This is a genomic window from Microlunatus sp. Gsoil 973 (genome assembly GCF_009707365.1).
GTDB lineage: Bacteria > Actinomycetota > Actinomycetes > Propionibacteriales > Propionibacteriaceae > Microlunatus.
In genome coordinates this window covers 2,114,480-2,134,127 of the sequence record NZ_CP046122.1, presented here as the reverse complement: position 1 = coordinate 2,134,127, position 19,648 = coordinate 2,114,480, and the positions used below count along the sequence as shown (strand labels likewise).

21 protein-coding genes and 1 pseudogene are annotated in these 19,648 nt (G+C 67.7%); 15 read left to right on the top strand and 7 right to left on the bottom strand.

Going from position 1 to position 19,648, the window contains the following annotated elements:
* The first annotated feature begins 8 nt into the window (after nt 1-8).
* The 4 genes from GJV80_RS09950 (at nt 9) to GJV80_RS09940 (ending at nt 4,190) form a co-directional block, all read left to right on the top strand.
* Nucleotides 9-2,450, top strand: a complete 2,442-nt coding sequence (locus tag GJV80_RS09950) for a DNA translocase FtsK (protein ID WP_370518833.1) — start codon at nt 9-11, stop codon at nt 2,448-2,450.
* A gap of 15 nt (nt 2,451-2,465) precedes the next feature.
* A complete protein-coding gene (locus tag GJV80_RS23840) occupies nt 2,466-2,837 on the top strand; it encodes a nucleotidyltransferase domain-containing protein (protein ID WP_230208322.1) in 372 nt (123 codons plus the stop codon).
* Nucleotides 2,837-3,097: a hypothetical protein gene (locus tag GJV80_RS23835; protein WP_230208321.1), complete on the top strand. Its 261-nt coding sequence runs from the start codon at nt 2,837-2,839 to the stop codon at nt 3,095-3,097. Before GJV80_RS23840 ends, GJV80_RS23835 begins: the two co-directional genes overlap by 1 nt.
* 133 nt (nt 3,098-3,230) lie before the next feature.
* Nucleotides 3,231-4,190: a phosphotransferase enzyme family protein gene (locus GJV80_RS09940; RefSeq protein WP_154687763.1), complete on the top strand. Its 960-nt coding sequence runs from the start codon at nt 3,231-3,233 to the stop codon at nt 4,188-4,190.
* On the opposite strand, the gene GJV80_RS09935 is transcribed toward GJV80_RS09940, so the two are convergent.
* Nucleotides 4,151-4,417 (bottom strand): DUF6767 domain-containing protein, encoded by a 267-nt coding sequence (locus tag GJV80_RS09935; RefSeq protein WP_154687762.1) that lies wholly within the window; start codon nt 4,415-4,417, stop codon nt 4,151-4,153. The two genes, GJV80_RS09940 and GJV80_RS09935, sit on opposite strands and share 40 nt — an antisense overlap.
* Nucleotides 4,418-4,531: 114 nt before the next feature.
* Between GJV80_RS09935 and GJV80_RS09930 the strand changes: the two genes are divergently transcribed.
* The 5 genes from GJV80_RS09930 (at nt 4,532) to GJV80_RS09910 (ending at nt 8,178) form a co-directional block, all read left to right on the top strand.
* A complete protein-coding gene (locus GJV80_RS09930) occupies nt 4,532-4,828 on the top strand; it encodes a hypothetical protein (protein WP_154687761.1) in 297 nt (98 codons plus the stop codon).
* A 228-nt stretch (nt 4,829-5,056) separates the two neighbouring features.
* On the top strand, nt 5,057-6,505 hold the full coding sequence (gene rimO, locus GJV80_RS09925) for a 30S ribosomal protein S12 methylthiotransferase RimO (protein ID WP_154690170.1): 1,449 nt from the start codon (nt 5,057-5,059) through the stop codon (nt 6,503-6,505).
* Nucleotides 6,502-7,143 (top strand): CDP-diacylglycerol--glycerol-3-phosphate 3-phosphatidyltransferase, encoded by a 642-nt coding sequence (gene pgsA, locus GJV80_RS09920; RefSeq protein WP_154687760.1) that lies wholly within the window; start codon nt 6,502-6,504, stop codon nt 7,141-7,143. The genes rimO and pgsA overlap by 4 nt, the downstream gene beginning before the upstream one ends.
* Nucleotides 7,136-7,729, top strand: a complete 594-nt coding sequence (locus GJV80_RS09915; protein WP_230208320.1) for a CinA family protein — start codon at nt 7,136-7,138, stop codon at nt 7,727-7,729. The genes pgsA and GJV80_RS09915 overlap by 8 nt, the downstream gene beginning before the upstream one ends.
* Before the next feature lie 158 nt (nt 7,730-7,887).
* On the top strand, nt 7,888-8,178 hold the full coding sequence (locus GJV80_RS09910; RefSeq protein ID WP_230208391.1) for a helix-turn-helix domain-containing protein: 291 nt from the start codon (nt 7,888-7,890) through the stop codon (nt 8,176-8,178).
* Here GJV80_RS09910 and GJV80_RS09905 read toward each other — a convergent pair.
* Entirely contained in the window at nt 8,135-8,419 is a 285-nt protein-coding gene (locus tag GJV80_RS09905) for a hypothetical protein (RefSeq protein ID WP_154687759.1), read from the bottom strand. The genes GJV80_RS09910 and GJV80_RS09905 overlap by 44 nt on opposite strands.
* A gap of 98 nt (nt 8,420-8,517) precedes the next feature.
* Nucleotides 8,518-9,210: pseudogene (locus GJV80_RS09900) on the bottom strand (MFS transporter); the annotation flags it as partial.
* Between the two features lie 122 nt (nt 9,211-9,332).
* Here GJV80_RS09900 and GJV80_RS09895 point away from each other — a divergent pair.
* The 4 genes from GJV80_RS09895 to GJV80_RS09880 all read left to right on the top strand — a co-directional run bounded on the left by GJV80_RS09895 (nt 9,333) and on the right by GJV80_RS09880 (nt 12,130).
* A complete protein-coding gene (locus GJV80_RS09895; protein ID WP_154687757.1) occupies nt 9,333-9,896 on the top strand; it encodes a DJ-1/PfpI family protein in 564 nt (187 codons plus the stop codon).
* 60 nt (nt 9,897-9,956) lie between these two features.
* Nucleotides 9,957-10,571 (top strand): TetR/AcrR family transcriptional regulator, encoded by a 615-nt coding sequence (locus tag GJV80_RS09890; RefSeq protein ID WP_154687756.1) that lies wholly within the window; start codon nt 9,957-9,959, stop codon nt 10,569-10,571.
* Between the two features lie 55 nt (nt 10,572-10,626).
* Nucleotides 10,627-11,526, top strand: a complete 900-nt coding sequence (locus GJV80_RS09885; protein WP_154687755.1) for an alpha/beta hydrolase — start codon at nt 10,627-10,629, stop codon at nt 11,524-11,526.
* Nucleotides 11,527-11,650: 124 nt separating this feature from the next.
* The gene (locus GJV80_RS09880; RefSeq protein WP_195909277.1) at nt 11,651-12,130 is read left to right on the top strand and encodes a universal stress protein; all 480 of its coding nucleotides are present in this window, start codon (nt 11,651-11,653) and stop codon (nt 12,128-12,130) included.
* Here GJV80_RS09880 and GJV80_RS09875 read toward each other — a convergent pair.
* Entirely contained in the window at nt 12,084-15,671 is a 3,588-nt protein-coding gene (locus GJV80_RS09875) for a helicase-related protein (protein ID WP_230208318.1), read from the bottom strand. The two genes, GJV80_RS09880 and GJV80_RS09875, sit on opposite strands and share 47 nt — an antisense overlap.
* On the bottom strand, nt 15,671-16,675 hold the full coding sequence (locus GJV80_RS23830) for a DEAD/DEAH box helicase (RefSeq protein WP_230208317.1): 1,005 nt from the start codon (nt 16,673-16,675) through the stop codon (nt 15,671-15,673). Before GJV80_RS23830 ends, GJV80_RS09875 begins: the two co-directional genes overlap by 1 nt.
* Nucleotides 16,676-16,758: 83 nt before the next feature.
* Between GJV80_RS23830 and GJV80_RS09870 the strand changes: the two genes are divergently transcribed.
* On the top strand, nt 16,759-17,265 hold the full coding sequence (locus GJV80_RS09870; RefSeq protein ID WP_154687753.1) for an AAA family ATPase: 507 nt from the start codon (nt 16,759-16,761) through the stop codon (nt 17,263-17,265).
* A gap of 71 nt (nt 17,266-17,336) precedes the next feature.
* Nucleotides 17,337-17,531, top strand: a complete 195-nt coding sequence (locus GJV80_RS09865) for a DUF3046 domain-containing protein (protein WP_154687752.1) — start codon at nt 17,337-17,339, stop codon at nt 17,529-17,531.
* A 25-nt stretch (nt 17,532-17,556) separates the two neighbouring features.
* Here the strand turns inward: GJV80_RS09865 and GJV80_RS09860 are convergent, their stop codons facing one another.
* A complete protein-coding gene (locus GJV80_RS09860) occupies nt 17,557-18,099 on the bottom strand; it encodes a DJ-1/PfpI/YhbO family deglycase/protease (RefSeq protein ID WP_154687751.1) in 543 nt (180 codons plus the stop codon).
* Nucleotides 18,100-18,171: 72 nt separating this feature from the next.
* Nucleotides 18,172-19,494 carry an aminopeptidase C gene (locus GJV80_RS09855; RefSeq protein ID WP_154687750.1) on the bottom strand — a complete coding sequence of 441 codons (1,323 nt, stop codon included), beginning with the start codon at nt 19,492-19,494 and terminating at the stop codon, nt 18,172-18,174.
* Nucleotides 19,495-19,648: the final 154 nt, after the last annotated feature.

The following is a 19,648-nucleotide window of genomic DNA, read 5'->3' as shown; positions in this document are numbered from 1 at the left end:
GTGCCTGGATGGGGATGGCCCACGCCGTCGGTCGCGGGACCCGCAGTGTCGGGCACGGCCAGGAGGACATCGATCCGGCGCTGCGCCGGGACGGTGCCGGTCTGTTGCTGCTCGGGCTGGCGATCGTGTTCGCCGCCCAGTTCTGGTGGGGACTGCCTGACCCCGTCGGGCGCTGGATCCAGATCGGCGTCACCAGCGTCATCGGCACCCTGGCGTACGCCTCTCCGATCCTGCTTCTCGGCATGTCGTTCCGGACCTTGCGGCACCCCGACCACAACGGACCCGCAGGGCGCCAGTTCGTGGGGTGGAGCGCCGCACTGTTGGGTCTGCTCGGGCTGATCAATCTTGCCCAGGGGTTGCCGCGGCCGAACGATCCGGAGAAGCTCCGGCAGGCCGGTGGCGTGCTGGGATTCATCTCGTCGTCGCTGCTGCACGATCTGCTGAAGACCAACTGGGTCGCCGCCCCGCTGCTCGTGCTGTTGTTGATCTTCGGGCTGTTGGTGATCGTCGGCATTCCGCTGCACGAGATGCCGACCCGGATCGAGGATCTGCGGGACCGGTTGCTGCCCGGCCGGGTGATCGACGGTGAGGTCGTCGAGGACGTCGAGTACGGCAACGACCGCGCCTACGACACTCCGATGATCACCGACGGCAAGCCGAAGCGCGGGCGCAAGAAGGAGAAGAAGCCGAAGCCGGAGGAGATCGGCGACACCGTGTCGCTGGTCGAGGAGACCGACGACGTATCGGCCGACGATCCGCGAGCCGGCGACACGGCCATCGTGTCGCCCGACGCCGCACCGACCGGTCCGGCCGATCCCGAGAACGGCGGGATCGGACGCGAGGGGGCCGAACGTGATGGCGCCAGGCGACCGGTCACCGCCGGGCTGCCGCCGGGATTCCACGTCCGGGGCGAGGACGATGTCGAACTCGAGCCGCCGCAGCACACCCCGGCTCCGCCCCGGGTGGAGCAGCTGCAGCTCTCCGGTGACGTGCAATACCTGCTGCCCGGCGCGGAGGCCCTCTCCCGCGGGACGGTGCCACGGGCCCGCACGGAGGCCTCCGATGCGGTCGTCGGCAGGCTGACCGGCGTCTTCGAGGAATTCAACATCGATGCGCAGGTGACCGGCTACAGCCGAGGCCCTACGGTCACCCGCTACGAGGTGGAGCTCGGCTCGGCGGTCAAGGTCGAGAAGGTCACCGCGCTGTCCAAGAACATCTCCTATGCGGTGGCCAGCAACGAGGTCAGGATCCTGTCACCGATCCCGGGCAAGTCGGCCATCGGCATCGAGATCCCGAACACCGACAAGGAGATCGTCTCCCTCGGCGACGTCCTGCGGTCGGCCACCGCTCGCAACGACCAACATCCGATGACCGTTGGCCTCGGCAAGGATGTCGAGGGCGGTTTCGTGGTCGCCAATCTGGCGAAGATGCCGCACCTGCTGGTGGCGGGCGCCACCGGCTCCGGCAAGTCGGTCTTCGTCAACTCCATGATCACCTCGATCATGATGCGGGCCACACCGGACGAGGTCCGGATGCTGCTGGTCGACCCGAAGCGAGTCGAGCTGTCGATCTACGAGGGCATCCCGCACCTGGTGACGCCGATCATCACCGCACCCAAGAAGGCGGCCGAGGCGCTGTCCTGGGTCGTCCGTGAGATGGACATGCGGTACGACGACCTCGCGCATTTCGGATTCCGCCACGTCGACGACTTCAACAAGGCCGTACGGGCCGGTGCGGTGACTCCGCCCGACGGATCGGAACGCAAGCTGGAGCCGTACCCCTACCTGTTGGTGATCGTCGACGAGCTCGCCGATCTGATGATGGTCGCGCCCCGCGACGTCGAGGATTCGATCGTGCGGATCACCCAGCTCGCGCGCGCCGCCGGGATCCATCTGGTGCTGGCGACCCAGCGACCCAGCACCGATGTGGTCACCGGTCTGATCAAGGCGAACGTGCCCAGCCGGCTGGCGTTCGCGACATCGTCGATGACCGACTCCCGCGTCATCCTCGACCAGCCCGGGGCGGAGAAGCTCGTCGGCCAGGGCGACGGGTTGTTCGTGCCGATGGGGGCGAGCAAGCCGATCCGCATCCAGGGCGCCTGGGTCTCGGAGAACGAGGTCCGCAAGATCGTCAAGCACGTCACCGAGCAGCTCAAGCCGCAGTATCGCGAAGACGTCGTCCAGGCGCCCGCGGCGGCCAAGGTGGCCGAGGACATCGGGGACGATCTCGAACTGGTGCTGCAGGCCGTCGAGCTTGTCGTCAACCTGCAGCTGGGGTCCACCTCGATGTTGCAACGCAAGTTGCGGGTCGGATTCGCCAAGGCAGGGCGACTGATGGACATTCTGGAGACCCGCGGGATCGTCGGGCCGTCGGAGGGATCCAAGCCGCGGGACGTGCTGGTCAAACCCGATGATCTCGAGGTGGTCATGGAGAATCTTCGGGCTGGCTAGCGACAGCGTCGCGTCGTGCCCGCCGGCGATCTGACCAAGGCCGAGATCCTTCGGATCTACGGTCCGTGGCGTGCCCGCACTCCGGCCGACGTGGCCGCGATGATGACCGGCTATCCCGGCCGCTGGTGGATCGCCGGAGGCTGGGCGATCGAGGCGTACACCGGGGTCTCCCGTGATCATGACGACATCGACCCGAGCATTCCGCGTCACGAGCTGCCGTCCTTGCGGCGACATCTTGCCGGACGGATCGACCTCTGGGCTGCTGATCAGGAGACGCTTCGCCTGCTGCTGCCCGAGGATGCCGAGAACGACCAGCTGCCCACCACCTGCGAGAACGTCTGGGCGCGGGCGGCGGGGCCGACCCGTGGGAATACGACATCATCCTGATGGACGTCCGGGCAGACACCTGGGTCTTCAAGCGGGACCGGCGGATCACCCGTGCAGTTGATCAGATCCTCTGGTCACGGGACGGCATCAGCTACCTGCGCCCGGAGATCCAGCTGCTGCACAAGGCACGTCGCCTCCGGCCGAAGGACCAACAGGATTTCGGTGCGGCGCTTCCGCTGTTGGACACGGCCGATCGGTCCTGGCTGCGATGGGCGATCGAGCTCACCGACCCCGGCCACACCTGGCTGGACGTCTTGTGATCTGCATCACCTGAGTCGTGCATTGCCGCGACGCCCTGTGCTTTCCTGTTCTCGCCCGGGCACCACGTCTGGCCACGATCCGCGACGACTCATCGTCGGCCCCGACCGATCTCGATCATGAGGTGTTCTCGTCATGCCCCCGAACCCGTTGTCTGTTGTCCTGCAGTCCTGGGCCACTGTGCTCGGCACCCACCCCTGCGTCGGACCCGAACAGGCCGGTCGCGCACTGTGGCCGGTGGTCGCCGACGGCGGAGCGGAGTACTTCCTGAAACGGCTCGGGCCCTGGCGCAATCTCCCGGTGGCCGACGAGGCACGTGTGCTCCGCCGGCTTGCCGCCGAGGGGATCGAGGTGGCCGAGTTCATGATCACTGATCATGCCCGGCTGTTCGCCGGTGAGATCCAGGACTCCTACGTCCTGATGCCGCGGATACCCGCCGACGTTTTTCAGCCGTCGGAGGTGCTGGATCTGGAGGAGACCGTCGGCGGCGCCATCGGCCGGCTGCACCGGGCGCTGGCGGGCTATCCCTGGCCCGCCAACTCCTATCGCGAGCGGTGGAGCGAAGCTCTGTCGGGTGAGCTGCCCCTCCCGCCGGATGTCCGGGATGGCTTTTCCGTACGTCGACCGGTGCTCACCGAGGCGATCACCGATCTGCCCGTGCAATTGGTCCACGGCGACCTCACTCCGGCCAACGTCCTGCTCCGCCGGCCCGGGCAGGTCGCGGCATTCATCGACTTCGACCACCTGCCGACCGCACCGCGGATCTGGGACGTCGCCAGATATCTGTCCCGCCGGATGCGGCTGCGTTGGCGCCGTGCCCGACCGGTCGCCGACCGGTTGCAGCACATCGGTCCACTGCTCCGCGGCTACCACCGATCCAATCCGCTGTCCGCCGACGACATTGCGGCATTGCCTGCCTTGATCACGATCGGCAATGTCGCCGAGGCCGGCTACAACCAGGCCGTCGCGTCGGGCCGGCTGCACCGCCGGATGTTGCCGGACCACAAGGACCAGCTCGCCGACACGATCGAGACGGCACGCTGGAACCTCGCCAACTACGGCGAGGTCGAGCGGGTGGTCAGGGCCGCGCTCTGAGACTCGCCGGCCACGGCCGTCGGCGTACCGGCTGCGCGCCGATTCGCCAGCGTCGTCTGGTGCAGCGCCGCGCGCAGTTCCGGGTCGGACTGCACAAGGTAGACCAGACCACAGTCCTGCGGTCCGGTCGCTCCGGGGAAGCACAGATTGCACGGCTCATCGCGGATCGGGCAGCGCGGATTGGGCCGGCTCCGACGGCGTCCACCCACATCGCGTTCGGTCGTCACGCACGCCACGCTAGGTCGGGCACTTCGACCGGCGCAGGGGCGTTGGTCCCTCGCCGGTCGCACCGATGGTCCTGTTGCCGGCACGCCGCCTGCGGGTCGGGAGAGGATGAGAACATGCCGGAGGATCAGGAATCCGTCGAGGTGAGTGCCCTCGCGATCAACGTGAACATCCCGGAATCGCTGCGTTGGACCGACAGTCGTCGCGGTCGGGAGTTCGAGCTGCAGACTCTGAACGTACGACTGCTGCCCGACGGCGGGCTGGCGGCCAAGGCGTACGGCAGACCGGTCGCAGGCGGCCGGTCCGGATACGTCTCGTTCCGGGTTCCGGACCGTCCGGAACTGGCTGCCCTCATCGAGGCCGCGGCGGTCCGGGCGGGCAGGCTGTGGACCGCCCACCGCTGCTTCGCCTGACGGCTTTGGCGGATCCGGGTCCGCGGGTCCGCCGGAATCGCTGCGTCCGGTGCACCGAATGCGCCAACCGCCGGATGCGGTGCCGGGCAGACCAGTTGACATACTGGCTTCCTGATGAGCACCGACACCGCAGATAACCGCCCGTTGTCTCAGTCCGACGCGGCGCGGGCGGTCACGCAGACCGCGACACGCCGCACAAATCAGGGATTTACTGACCCCTCGGCGGGGGTGGCGGTGCACCTGGTGACGCTCGGCTGTGCCCGCAACGAGGTGGACTCCGAGGAACTCGCCGGGCGACTTGCCGATGGCGGGTTCCGGCTGGTCGACGATCCGGCCGACGCCGACGCGGTGATGGTCAACACCTGCGGTTTCATCGAGAGCGCCAAGAAGGACTCCGTCGACACCCTGCTGGCCGCCGCAGACCTGAAGACCGACGGCCGGGCCAAGGCGGTTGTCGCGGTCGGTTGCATGGCCGAGCGCTACGGGCAGGAACTGGCCAAGTCGCTGCCGGAGGCCGACGCGGTGCTCGGCTTCGACGATTACGACCGGATCGCGGACAAGCTCAACGGCATCCTGCACGGGGAGCAGCACGTCTCCCACGTTCCGACGGACCGGCGCACGCTGCTGCCGATCAGCCCGGTCGAGCGGCGCGGCGCACGGGTCGCGACGCCCGGCGTGCACACGGCACCGGATCTGCCCGAAGGGCTGGCTCCGGCCAGCGGCCCGCGGACCGCTCGCCGACGGCTCGGCTCCGGCCCCTCGGCGCCGCTGAAGATGGCGGCGGGCTGCGACCGGCGGTGCGCGTTCTGCGCCATCCCACGATTCCGCGGCGCCTACGTCTCACGGACCCCGGACGAGATTGTCGCCGAGGCCCACTGGCTGACCACCCAAGGCGTACGCGAGGTGTTCCTGGTCAGCGAGAACTCATCGTCCTACGGCAAGGACCTCGGCGACATCCGGCTGTTGGAGAAGCTGCTTGCCGGGCTGTCGGAGATCGACGAACTGGACTGGATCCGGGTCTCCTACCTGCAACCGGCCGAGACCCGACCCGGTCTGGTCGAGGCGATGACCAGCACGCCCAAGGTGGTGCCGTACTTCGACCTGTCGTTCCAGCACGCCTCGGCCGCGGTGCTGCGCAGGATGCGCCGCTTCGGCGACCCCGACTCGTTCCTGGCATTGATCGACTCGATCCGCGAGCGCGCGCCGCAGGCCGGCATTCGCAGCAACGTGATCGTCGGTTTCCCGGGCGAGACCGAGCGCGACGTCGCTACCCTTGCCGATTTCCTGACAGCGGCGAGACTGGATGCCATCGGGGTTTTCGGATATTCGGACGAGGAAGAGACCGAGGCGGCCGGCATGGACGGCAAGATCGACAGCGATGCGATCGAGGAGCGACGTGCAGAGATCGCTGATCTTGCCGACGAACTCATCGCCCAGCGTGCCGAGGAAAGGATCGGCGAACGTGCCCGGGTGTTGATCGAATCGGAGGAGGACGGCCGGCTGGTCGGCCGTGCTGAACACCAGGGGCCCGAGGTCGACGGCGTGGTCCGACTCGAACCTGCCGGTGATCTTCGTGGCATCGCCCGCGGGGACATCATCGATGTGATGATCACCGGATCCGAGGGCGTCGATCTTTTCGCCGCGCGCCCGCGCGTCGCAGATGGCCGGCGGCGATGAGCTCGACGGCGAACCAGGATGCCAAGCCCTCGGCGTGGAACATCCCCAATGCGCTCACCGCCTTCCGGCTGGTGCTGGTTCCGCTGTTCGCGATCGTGCTGCTCAGCCACCCTCATCAGACCGGCTGGCGGATCGCCTCCGCGGTGATCTTCGTGCTCGCGATCTTCACCGACTTCCTGGACGGCCGGATCGCACGCAAGTACGACATCATCACGACGTTCGGGAAACTCGCCGATCCCATCGCCGACAAGGCGCTCACCGGAATGGCCTTCATCGGCCTGTCGATCATCGGGGAGCTGTGGTGGTGGGTGACCATCGTGATTCTGGTCCGCGAATGGGGTATCACCCTGTTGCGCTTCGTCGTGCTGCGCTACGGCGTGATGGCCGCCCGCCGGGGCGGCAAGATCAAGACAGTGCTGCAGGCCCTGGCCCTCGGTCTGCTGTTGCTGCCGCTGCCGGACTGGTTGCTGCCGCTGGGCTGGGTGGTGATGGCTGCCGCCTTCGTCGTCACGGTGGTGACCGGTGTGGACTACGTGGTGGAGGCCAACAGGGTGCGCCGCACGGCATTGCGCAACAGTGCGCCACCGACGAGTGGCGCGGACGCACCAGATCGGCCGGACGGGAGTGAACGTGACTGACACGATGGCCAAAGGCATCCGGACCCCGAGCAGCGGGCAGGCGGGTGGCCCCGGCGATCTCCTCGCCGATCCGGATCTGCAGGAGCTGATCGCCGGATTGATCGAGACGCTCTCGGCGCGCGGCGAGTCGGTCGCCACCGCCGAATCGCTCACCGGAGGACTGATCGGCGCCGTACTGACCAGCGTCCCCGGGGTGTCGGCGATCTTCCGTGGCGGCGTGATCAGTTACGCCACCGATCTGAAGGCGGCACTGGTCGGGGTGTCGGAACGCACGCTGGCCGAACACGGCGCGGTCGCCCAGCTGACCGCCGTCGAGATGGCGCTGGGCATCGCCGAGCGGTGCGATGCCACCTGGGGAGTCGCGGTGACCGGGGTCGCCGGACCCGATGAGCAGGAGGGCCATCCCGCGGGAACCGTGTTCACCGCGGTGGCTCGCAAGCCGCCGGCTGCCGGCAGCTGGGACGACCAGCACACCGACAGTGTGGTGTGTGTCCGACAACTCGCGCTGCACGGTGATCGCGCTGCCGTCCGTGAGCAGACCGTCCGCGCCTCGCTGCGCCAGTTGCAGCAGGTCTGCCAGGCCTGAGCCGCCGCATCGGCGACCCGTCCGGTGCGCATCGTGTTCCGGGTCGGAATGATTCGGCAACCACTGGTTGTTGTGACTTCGGATGATCAGCAACGGAATACCGCAAGGATGTGGTTCGAAGGGTGGGTACAGTGTCTGCCATGGGTGAGGTCCAAACGCTGAAGCCGATTCTCATGCGGGAGTTGATCGGCGAGACCCTCCGTGAAGAGCGCACACTGCAGGGCAAGACGCTCCGGGAGGTGTCCAAAGCCGCCCGGGTCAGCCTCGGCTATCTGTCGGAGGTCGAACGCGGTCAGAAGGAAGCCTCCAGCGAGCTGCTGGGGGCCATTTGCAACGCCCTGAACGTGCCCCTGTCGGTGATCCTGTCCGTGGTCAGCGAGAAGCTCGCGATCCACGAGAAGATCGTCATGCCGCTGCCGGTTCGGCCGCTGGCCCGGGCCGCCGCCTGATCCGCCTCCGGAAGAGGTCGAGCAGGGCCAGCAGGAGCGCGAGCCCGACGAACCCGATCGTGGTGTGCAGGCTGTCGGAGAACGCCTTCGGATAGTCGCCTCGTGTCTGGCCGAGACGTGCGAAGAATTGCGCGAGGACCACAGCGACCCCGAGCGCGGAACCCACTCGCTGCGCGGTCTGCAGCATGCCGCCACCGGCCCCGGCATGGACGGGGTCGACGTCGGCAAGGGTCAACGTCACATTCGCCTGACACCACCAACCCGCCGCCGAGCCCGGTGAGCAGCAGTGCCGGCGCCAGTTTGAGTCCGACCATTCCAGTCACCCGCGACGCCAACAGATCAAGGCCGACCAGGCCGACGGCCACGGCGACCAGACCGATCACCACCAGCAACCGGCCGTAGCGCTGGACCAGCCGGCCACTCAACCAGGCCGAGACCGCTGAGCCCACGGCAAAGGTCATCTGCGTTGCCCCGGCCTGCAATGCGCTGTAATCCAGCCCGTTCTGCAGGAACAGCGTCGTGATCAGGGAAGATCGAGGTGAACCCGGCGAAGTAGAAGGTGCCAAGGCCGAGCCCGAAGACGTACGACGGCTGCTTCATCAACGCCAACTCCACCAGCGTCGCCCGCTCACGGGACGTCCAGAACCGCTCCCAGAACACGAAGATGACAAGTCCGGCGACGGCCGGGCCGAGCAGCCACCAGGGCCGGTGCGACAGCGGCTCGCCCTGGTTGCCCGTCACCACGGGGTACAGGACCAGCAGCACCGACAAAGCGAAGATCAGCACGCCGACCGGGTCGAGTGACTGCCAACGCCCGGGCTGTCCGGAGGGCAGCAGGCGACGGATCAGCACCAACAACACGATGCCGACGGGGACATTGACGTAGAACACCAGCCGCCAACCGAAGTCCGGCCCACCGAGTTTGACCAGGAGCCCGCCGAGGATGGGGCCGATGGCGGTTGACACGCCGATGGTGGCGCCGAACATGCCGAACGCTCGGCCCCGCTCGGCTCCGCGGAACAGGCCGCGGAACGCCGCCGGCCAGCACTGACCGTTGACGCGAGGTCCGCCGACGCCGCTTGCCCCGACCTCCGACCGGCGGGATGCTTGGCCTGGACCGGCTCACGCGAGGAGCCGCAGCAGAGGAGATCGTGATGCCCAAAGTGATCATCCTGACCGGCGACGCTGCCGAGACCCTCGAGGTCTTCTATCCCTACCAACGATTGCAGGAGGCCGGGTACGACGTCGACATCGCAGCACCACAGAAGAAGCGGCTGCAGTTCGTGGTGCACGACTTCGTCGACGGCTTCGACACCTACACCGAGAAACTCGGGCACACCTGGGAGGCCGACGTCGCGTTCGCCGACGTGAATCCCGCCGACTACATCGCCGCCGTGGTTCCCGGCGGGCGGGCGCCGGAGTACATCCGCAACGACGAGCACGCCCGACGGATCGTCCGGTACTTCTTCGACGCCGACGAACCCGTCGCGGCACTCTGCCACGGGCCGCTGCTGCTGGCCGCCGCCGGCGTCCTCAAGGGGCGCACCTCCTCGGCCTACCCCGAACTCGGGGTCGACGTCGAGCTCGGCGGCGGAGTCTTCGCCGACGGTGGTGGGGTGGTGGACGGCAACCTGGTCAGCGGCCGCGCCTGGCCGGACCACCCGACGTGGATGCGCGAGTTCATGAAGCTGCTCAGCGCACGCCACCCGGTGGAGTAGCCGGGGCGGGTTCGGGTCGGTCCGGGCCGCCGTTCGTGCGGTGTCGGGCACAATCAGGTGATGAGTACGCCCAAGCCTGCCGGAACAGCCCCCTACCGGCGGTCCGTCGGCACCGCACGCGGGCTGCAGCGGCGGCAGCAGCTGTTGGACCGGGTGACCGACGACCTGGCCGAGAACGGCCTGGCGGACTTCTCGCTGCGCCGGGCCGCACGCGCGGCCGGCACCACCCACAAGGTGCTGCTGTATCACTTCGACGGCATCGAGGACCTGCTCCGCCAGGCGCTCCTCGGTCTCCGCGACCGGCGCATCGACAACGCGCTGATCCGGGCGCGGGCGATACCGACGCTGGCCGGGCGGGTCCGGGCGATCTGGCCGGTGCTCGCCGACGATGCCACCGGACTCCGGGTGATCGACCAGGCGATCGGACTGGCGATGTACGACCCGAAGCGCTACCGACACCTGGCCCGGGACGCTGCCGACCAGTACATCGAGCCGTTGGAGTCGCTCTGCCCGTCCCACTGGCCCGCAGCGCGTCGACGGGAGGTCGCTGAACTGATGCTTGCCGCGATGCGCGGATTCCTCGTCGAGTGGCGTACCAATCGCGATTCGGAGCGGATCGACGCCGGGCTCGCCGCGCTGGAACGTGCCCTGGATCGTGAGGAGGCGGCCGGCTGAAAGGCGGAGCCGGAACCCTCTCGACAAGTTGTGAACCACGTGGTTCACTTCTCTCATGTCATCGATCGACGTGCGGCAACGGGTCCGCTTCAGCAGTTGTGGTCAGAACTGTGTGGCCTGGCACTATCCCGGCGTCAACGGCGCGTGTGTCGTCATGGCGCCCGGCGGCGGCGTCACGAAGGAGCCCGGCACCGATCGGTTCGCTGCGCGGTTCCACGCCGAGGGATTCAGCGTGCTGGCCTTCGACTACCGGCACCTCGGCGAGAGTGAGGGCGAGCCACGTCAGGTGGTCCGGGTGGGTGAGCAGCTGGCCGACCTGGCAGCCGCGGTCGATTTCGCCCACCGACTCCCGGAGGTCGACCCGGCCAGGGTCGCCTGCTGGGGCTTCTCGCTGACCGGCGGACATCTGTTCACCATCGCCGCCAGGACACCCGGGGTCGCCGCAGTCATCGCACAATCCCCGCTGACGGACAACCTCGTCGCGGCGCCGAACGCCCTGCGGTACGAGTCGCCGCGCGTCGCGCTCACCTTTCCGCTGATCGCACTGGCAGACGTGATCGGCGGGCTGTTCGGACGTCCGCCGCGGCTGATCCCTCTGGCAGGACCGCGAGGCACGGTCGCGATGCTCAATACCCCGGACTCCCTCGACGCGGACCGGGCACTGGATCCGCACGGCCGTTATCCTCAGTGGCGTCGGCTGATCGCTGCCCGTTCCGTGCTGCCGCTGATGATCTACCGTCCGGGCAGGATGGCCGCGCGGATCCGGTGCCCGATGCAGCTGATCATCTGCGCCGACGATGAGACTGTGCTGCCCGGTCCGGCCCGGCGCGCAGCCGACAGGGTTCCGGATGCGGAGACGGTCACCGTCCCCGGCGGGCACTACGCGCCCTTCCTTGATCAACACGACCCGGTGGTTGCCGCCGAGCTGGACTTCCTGCGACGCCGGCTGCTCTGACGGCGCGGGTGCGACAAGGGGACCTTGGTCACCCGCACGGACGGACTTGCGCACCTGTTTGCGACGTCGTCACCGCGGGAGATTGGTGATCATGGGACCAAGAGGGTTTGCATCGAGAAGAACCGTGGTTGTCGGCATCGATCGCTCGGCGCCGTCCCGCGCAGCACTGGAATGGGCGGTCGATTACGTCCTGAGCACCGGATCGCGACTGCACGTCATATCGGTCCATCCGCACTGGCATGCCGGCCTGCCCTTCGCTGTCGGTGTCGCGGGAGCCCCACTCGTGGACCAACAATCGTGGGACGAGGAGGATCGGCAGGCGATCGCCGAGCTGTACCGCTCCGTCACCCCGGAACCGGATTGGAAGCTCAGCCAGATCTCCGGCGAGCCGGGTCCGGAACTGGTTCGTGCATCGGAGCGGGCGGACCTGCTGGTCGTCGGCACCCGCGAGCACCGCGGGTTCGACCGGTTGCTGGAAGGCTCGGTCAGTCGCTACTGCCTGGCACGCAGCAATGTGCCCGTGGTCGCCGTGCCCGCACCCCAGAAGTCAGAACACCTCATCGGCGCTCCGGACGCAGCCGGAGCCCCTGGGGCGTCATCCTGAATCCCGCCCCCTGCAGCAGCTCGCTGAGCCGGCCGGCGGTGAAGATCTGCTCGCCGTTGGCGCGTTCAATGGTGACCCGGCCGAGGTTTCCGGCCTGGACCGCGCCGGCCAGCGCATTGACCGCCGGGCCGAGGATCCGATCGTCCTCGATGAAGGTCAGGAGCGTACGGCCGCCACGCTCGACATAGAGCGTCAGCAGGCCGTCCACCAGCACGACCAGCGCGCCGGCCTTGCGGCCCGGCCGGTGTCCGGCGCGTTCCGGCCAGGGCAGCGCGGAGCCGTACGCATTGGCCGGATCGGTGGCACCCAGCACGACCGCGGTCGGCCGGTCGAACTCGATCTCCCGTTGATGATCACGCAACCGGTCGATCGCCCCGGTGACGGCGAACTGCGCCGCTCCCAGACCTTCGATGAAATAGCCGCGCCGGCACTGTCCGGATTCCTCCATCGTCGCCAGTGCCCGATAGGCCGCACCGAAGCCGCCTTCGCCGTCCTCGGCCAACACCGATCCCCGGGTCAGCACGCCGTACCGATCGAGCCGGGCGAACAGATCGCCGGCGAACCGGACCCGCTCCATAGCACCTGATCGGCGGACCGCCGACCATCGCCCCACCGTGGTCGGCGAACTCATCCGGAAACCCGGTCGCGGCGGGCGCCGGGTCAGCCCGCCACCCGGACCGAACCGGGCCCGCCCCGACACCCGGGCGCGCGGCTGGGCCGGTCGTTTGAGGGCGCCCTCGGCCGACAGGGCACGGACCGGGGCGAACGTGTCGCAGCTGAGCTGGCGCGCCCAGACCAGGTCCCACAACGCGTCGACATAGCTCTGCCGCCTGGTGTCCATGCCCGGGCCGACGTCGGAAGGCAGCAGATCGTCGAAGAAGAAGCCGCCACCCGAGGCGAACCGATCCAGCAGCTCTGCGGCCTGTGGGCTCGGCGGGTCCAGAGGTTCGGGCAACTCGCTGCCGTGCGGATAGAAGCGCACCCAGCCGTCGCTGTCGCCGATCGCACCGTCACCGATCCAGACCACCTCGCCAGAGGAGGTCAGTTCGTCCAGCATGGTGGGCGAGTAGTCGGCGACCCGAGCCGGCAGGATCACCGATTCGATCATGCTCGCCGGCAGCGGGTACCCGGCCAGCTGCTCCAGCACCGACAGCACCGCCTCGGTGCCGCGGACACCGGATCCGATGCCCTGCCAGTCCATCAGGAAGCGTTGGTAGGCGACCTGATCAACAGGCTCGATGCCGTGTCGCAGCTTGGCCAGCGTGCGGCGCTTGATCAACGCCAGGTTGCGTTGGTGGCAGTATTCGCGACCCTCGGACTCCTGGTCCCCGCCGAGGAACCTGCCGACGATGATGGTCCGGTCGTCGACCAGACCGCGCAACGCACCCATGATCACGCCGATCCCGAGGCCGTAGCGCTCGGCGACGGTCCGGGCTCGGAACGGTCCATGCGTCCTGGCCCAGCGCAGCACAAGATCACGGATCGGGTCGGTCGCCTCGTCGGCGTCGGCCACCATCCCCGGTGGCAGCGGGATGCCGAGACCGTCGCGCAGCCGCGCCAGATCCTCGACGACGGCGAGCCGGTGACGCCCGGCGATCATCACCCCGGTCACCCGGCGGGAGTCGATCAGCTCGGTCAGCGCTGTATCGAGATCGAGCTCAGCGGTCCGCTGCCCGAGTTCCTCCCGGTCGTAGGGGCCGGCCGTCCGGATCAGGTCGAACAATTGCTCGGTGTGACGGGCCCTGCGTTCGTCGGTGAGCCCCTGCAGTTCCGCCTCGACCTCGGCGATCACGTCGGCGTCGAGCAGTTGTTCCAGGCCGTCCTTGCCGAGCAGTTCGGCGAGCAGTCCGGCGTCCAGCGACAACGCGGCGGCCTTCTTCTCCGCCAGCGGCACGTCGCCCTCGTAGACGAACTCGCCGACATAGCCGAACAGCAACGACTTGGCGAACGGTGACGGCTCCTGCGTTTCGACCTCGACGATCCGCACCTGCCGGGACGCGATCTGCCGTTGCAGTTCCAGCAGGGATCCAAGATCGAACACATCGGTCAGACACTCCCGCATCGTCTCCAGGACGATCGGGAACTCCGGGTAGCGGGCAGCGACGCCGAGCAGCTGGGCCGATCGCATCCGCTGTTGCCACAGCGGGGAGCGGGATCGCGGATCCCGGCGGGGAAGCAGCAGGGCCCGCGCCGCGCACTCCCGGAACCGGGACGCGAACAGCGCCGAACCACCGACCTCATCGGTGACGATCTGCTCCAGGGTCTCCGGATCATGAATGATCAGGTCCGCTCCGGGCGGCTCGGACTCGGTGTCGGGGATCCGCAGCACGATGCCGTCGTTGGTCGCGGTCGCCGATGCGTCGACGCCGTAGCGTTCGCGGGCCGCCGCCTCGATCGCCAACGCCCAGGGCGAGTGCACCGCGGAACCCAACGGCGAATGGATGCAGACCCGCCAGTCGCCGAGCTCGTCGCGGAACCGTTCGATGATCAGCTGCGTGTCGGTCGGCAGTCCCCGGGTCGCCTGCTGTTGATCATGCAGATAACCGATCAGGTTGTCCGCGGCCCAGTCGTCCAGGCCGGTCGACTGCAGCAGCGGCTTGGACTCGGTGGCCGGCATCGCCGCGATCTCCCGGACGAAACCGCCGAGCGCCCGGCCCAGTTCAGCCGGTCGGGACGGCGCATCCCCTTTCCAGAAGGGCAGACGTGCCGGTACGCCCGGGGCGGGGGAGACCTGCACCTGATCGTGGGTGATGGCTTCGATCCGCCAGCTGGTCGTGCCCAGGGTGATGACGTCGCCGACCCGGGATTCGTAGACCATCTCCTCGTCGAGCTCGCCGACCCTCCGACCGGCGCCCTCGCCGATCAGGAAGACCCCGAACAGCCCGCGATCGGGGATGGTCCCGCCCGACGTCACGGCCAATCGTTGGGAGCCTCGCCGGGCCTGCAACAATCCGGTGTCCCGGTGCCAGATGATCCGCGGTCGGAGCTCGGCGAAGTCCTCACTCGGATAGCGGCCGCTGAGCATCTCCAGCACCGCCTCGTAGGCACTCCGCGGCAGTTCCCGATAGCCGTCGGCTCGCCGGACAAGATCGAAAAGCCGGTCGGCGTCGATGTCCTCGTCGGAGACGATCGCCACAATCTGCTGGGCCAGCACGTCCAGCGGATTGTGCAACTCGGCGACCTCCTCGATGCTGCCTTCGCGCATCCGGGTGGCCACCACCGTGGACTCGATCAGATCGCCTCGGTGATTCGGGAAGAACACACCACGGGAGATCGCGCCGACCTGGTGGCCCGCACGGCCGACCCGCTGCAGGCCGCTGGCCACCGACGGCGGCGACTCGACCTGGATGACGATGTCGACCGCACCCATGTCGATGCCGAGCTCGAGGGAGGACGTGGCGACGACGCAGCGTAGACGCCCGGACTTCAGCTCGTCCTCGACGATCGCTCGCTGTTCCTTGCTGACCGAGCCGTGGTGAGCCTTGGCGATGAGCGGGGCATCGGTTCCGTCCATCCCCTTCGCGGCGCCGGACTGGGCCATCACCTGGGCGGGGGTTGGACATCGTCGGGGACGTCGGCGCCGAGGCGTTCGGCGTACAGCTCGTTGAGATGGGAGGTCAGTCGCTCGGCCACCCGTCGGGAATTGGCGAACACGATGCTCGACCGATGATCGAGGATCAGGTCGAGGATCCGGCCCTCGACATGTGGCCAGATCGAGGGCGGGCCGACCGCCTCCCCGGCCAGCCGGTCACCGTCGAGATCCGACATGTCCTCGACCGGCACGACGATCTGCAGGTCCCAGTTCTTCTCCGCCGCGGGCGCCACGACCCGCACCGGATGCTGTCCGCCCAGGAACCCGGCAACGCGTTCGGGCGGACGCACGGTCGCCGACAGCCCGATCCGCTGGAAGTTCTTCCCGGTCAGCTCGGCGAGCCGCTCGAGGGAAAGAGCCAGGTGGGCGCCACGTTTGGAGCCGGCGATCGCGTGCACCTCGTCGACGATCACCGTGTCGACGAACCGCAAGGTCTCCCTGGCCGCAGAGGTGAGCATCAGGAACAGCGACTCCGGCGTGGTGATCAGGATGTCCGGGGGGCGGCTGGTGAGCTTGCGGCGATCGGAGGGGCTGGTGTCGCCGGACCGGATGCCGACCCGGATCTGTGGCACCTCGGCACCGAGCCGTTCGGCCGTACGCGAGATGCCGGCCAGCGGGGCCCGGAGGTTTCGCTCGACATCGACCGCCAGGGCTTTGAGCGGCGAGACGTACAGCACCCGGCAGCGTTGTTTGTCCGGCGGCCGGGGGCGGCCGGCCAACTGGTCGAGGGCCCACAGGAAGGCGGCCAAGGTCTTGCCGGAGCCGGTGGGCGCGATGACCAGGGCGTTCTCGCCGGCCGAGATCGCCTGCCAGGCTCCGCTCTGTGCCAGGGTCGGCGCGGCGAACACCTCGGTGAACCAGGTGCGCGTCGGCTCGCTGAAGCCCGCGAGGGTCCCGAAGCCGCCGGCCTCGAACCCACCCGCCTCGCACCCATCAGCCGTGTTCGTTCGCACCCGACCATCTTGCCGCGCCGCACCGACACTCCCCGGATCGGAAGGCGGAACCGGGGCAGGTCACGAAGGACCATGTCGATACGATCCGCAGATGGCGGCCGACATTCACCTGCTCGCCGGACTCAACGGCGCAGGGAAGACGACTCTGGCCAGGGGAACTCGCCCGAACCCTCCCCGGGATTCGATTCAGCTTGGATGAATGGATGCTCCGGCTGCACGGCCTGTCGTTCGACGACCAGCGATACCCCGAGTTGGCCGAACGCTGCCGAGGACTCATCTGGGACACCGCCACACAGGTCATCGCTACCGACGTCGCCGTCATCCTCGACTGGAACATGTGGAGCCGTGAACGACGTGCTGACGCCGTGACCCGCGCAGGAAGGCTCGGCATCCGACCACATCTCCATTACCTGCGGACGCCGCTGCGGACAGCGATGGCGCAGGCGGCCCGGCGTACGGATCCGACCTCACACCGGATCACGGCCGACGGGATCGCCCACCTCCGAGATCTCTTCGAAGAACCGCAACCCGACGAGGGCTTCACCCTGCACGTGATCGACGCCACTGTCAGTCGACGTGCAGGTAGCTGAGCTGCTAGTTGCCGGCGGGCAAAGGGACGCCGAACTCTTGTTCGTGAACGGCCCGTAGGCTGGACCACATCATGCGTGAAACGGAATTCTGGGAGCGGATGCGCACCCATCTCGGCCCGGCGTACAGCCAGGTCTGGGCCAGCCAGCACAACCTCGCGGCACTCGGTGGGCGTACGGTCGACGAGGCGATGGACGCCGGAATCGACTGCAAGACCATCTGGCGCGCGGTCTGGGAGGCGCTGGAGCTCCCGGCCAGCGAGCGCTGACCGACCGGACCGGGGAGCGGTGGGATCAGGACAGGTCGAGTGCCTGCCCGATCGCCCCGACGAAGTCCTTCAGATCGTCGGGATTCCGCGAGGTGATCAAGGTATAGCCGCCGGTGTTGTCGATCACCACCGGTTGGTCGGTCCAGGAACCACCGGCATTGGCGATGTCGGTCTGCAGCGAGGCGTACGACGTCAGTGACTTGCCCTCGACGCCGCCGGCCTCCAGGACCGCCCACGGGCCGTGGCAGATGGCTGCCACCGGTCGACCACTGTCGGTGAAGTTCTTGATGATCGACAGCGCCGTGTCGTCCAGTCGCAGGGAGTCGGCGTTGAGCGTGCCACCCGGGATGATCAGGACGTCGAATTCGCTCGGGTCCACCTCGTCGAACGACGCGTCGGAATCGACCACCTTGCCCGGGTCCTTGTCCCCGACCAGGGTCTGGATCGGCTCCTTGGCGGCAGCGGCGACCGTCACCGCGACACCGCGTGCGGTCAACTCCTCGACCGGGACGACCAACTCGTCCTGTTCCACGCCGTAGTTCGTGCTGATCGTGAGTGCTTTTGCCATGTCGGTGCCGTACCCACCACCCTGGGCACGACACACGGCACAGATGAGGGATTTATTGACCCCTCGGCGGGATCAGCGGCCTGCAAGGGCGCCCATCGGATCCCAGGCAGGGAGCACGACCGGTTCGGTGTCGAGGGCGGCGAGCACCTCGGGCGGCAGGCTCGACTTGGGTGCAGCGATCTCGAAGACGTACTCGGAGTACCACGAGTCGTTCATCGTGTAGAAGCCCTTCTCGGCGCTCTCCTCGCCCCAGGAGTTCTCCACCCGCCACTTCCGCGGGGCACCGTCGACAAGATCAACACCGGTGAACAGCATGGCGTGGGTCATCATCGTCTGGTGGTATTCCAGCCGGGCGGCCTTGTCCAGCGTGAACCGGGTGTTGTAGACGCCCTCGAGGTCGAGCAGCCGGGCATCCCAGAAGCCGCGTTCGCGGTCCATCATCTGGCCGACATCGCAGCCGAACCACACCGGTGAGCCGTCGATGATCATCTCGGCGGTCAGCTTCTTCATCAGTTCGACGTCGACGTTGAGGTAGACCACCTGAGGGGCGCCGACGACGTTGCCGAGCAGTTCGACGGTGTAGGTGCGATTGACCGGGTTGCGTGGGTCGTGCACCAGACAGACATAGTCGTCGGGATCGATTGTCAGGTACTTGTTACGAAACTCCTGCGGCGTCAACCAGCCGTCCCGGTGGAACTGCTTGTCAGCGTCGGTCCACTGCCAGAAGAACCTGTCCGGCGGTGTACCGAGGTGCATGCACAGTGCCCGCCAGACCGTGCTCAGTGTGGTCTCGACGATCTCCGCGCGAGCGTCGGGATCTGCGGCAACCCTGATGTCCCGTGCCGCCGTGTGCAGGATCTTGCGCAGCGACGAGTTCATCTGCCGGGTGCCGGACGAGCTGATCGTCTCCGGCATGGCCGACTTCGGCACCAGACCGTGCTTGGCGATCACCGCGACGAACATGTTCCACTGGCCGCCGTCACCCATGCAGTCCTGCAGCAGGGTTGCCAGCGTCCGATCGTCGGTCTCCCGATCGACAAGATCAACAATCGACTGCAGGAAGTAGTTCGCCCGCTCCATCTTGTCGAAGAACATCGCATGGTTCTGGCTGAACTCGAAGTCCTTCACGCCGAGTTTCTTGGCCGTGCCGGCGCGCAGCAGGTTGAGCCCGGCGAACAGCCAGCATCGACCGCTCTGCTTCTGGTTGGTGACCGACCAGTCGTCGAGCCGATGGGACATCGTTGTGTCGATGGACGTCAGCACCTCGCGGTCGAGGGCGATGTCTTTCAGTTCGGCCGCGGTCAGGGCGTTCTGCAGCAGCTTCGCCGTGGCGTCTGCGCTGAACTCCTTCCGCAGTCGATCAAGATCGGGAGTGCTGAGAGGTTTGGCAGACATATGCTGGAAGGTCTCCTCGGCGAGTGATGACAATGCCGCGTCGGTAATGCGACTCACTAATGGACTCAGTGTGGACGCTAGGCCATCGAGGAGGGGGTCGGCAAGCATTCAGGTAACGATTTGGTTAATCGGTTGGCCGCCGCTCAGGCTGCGA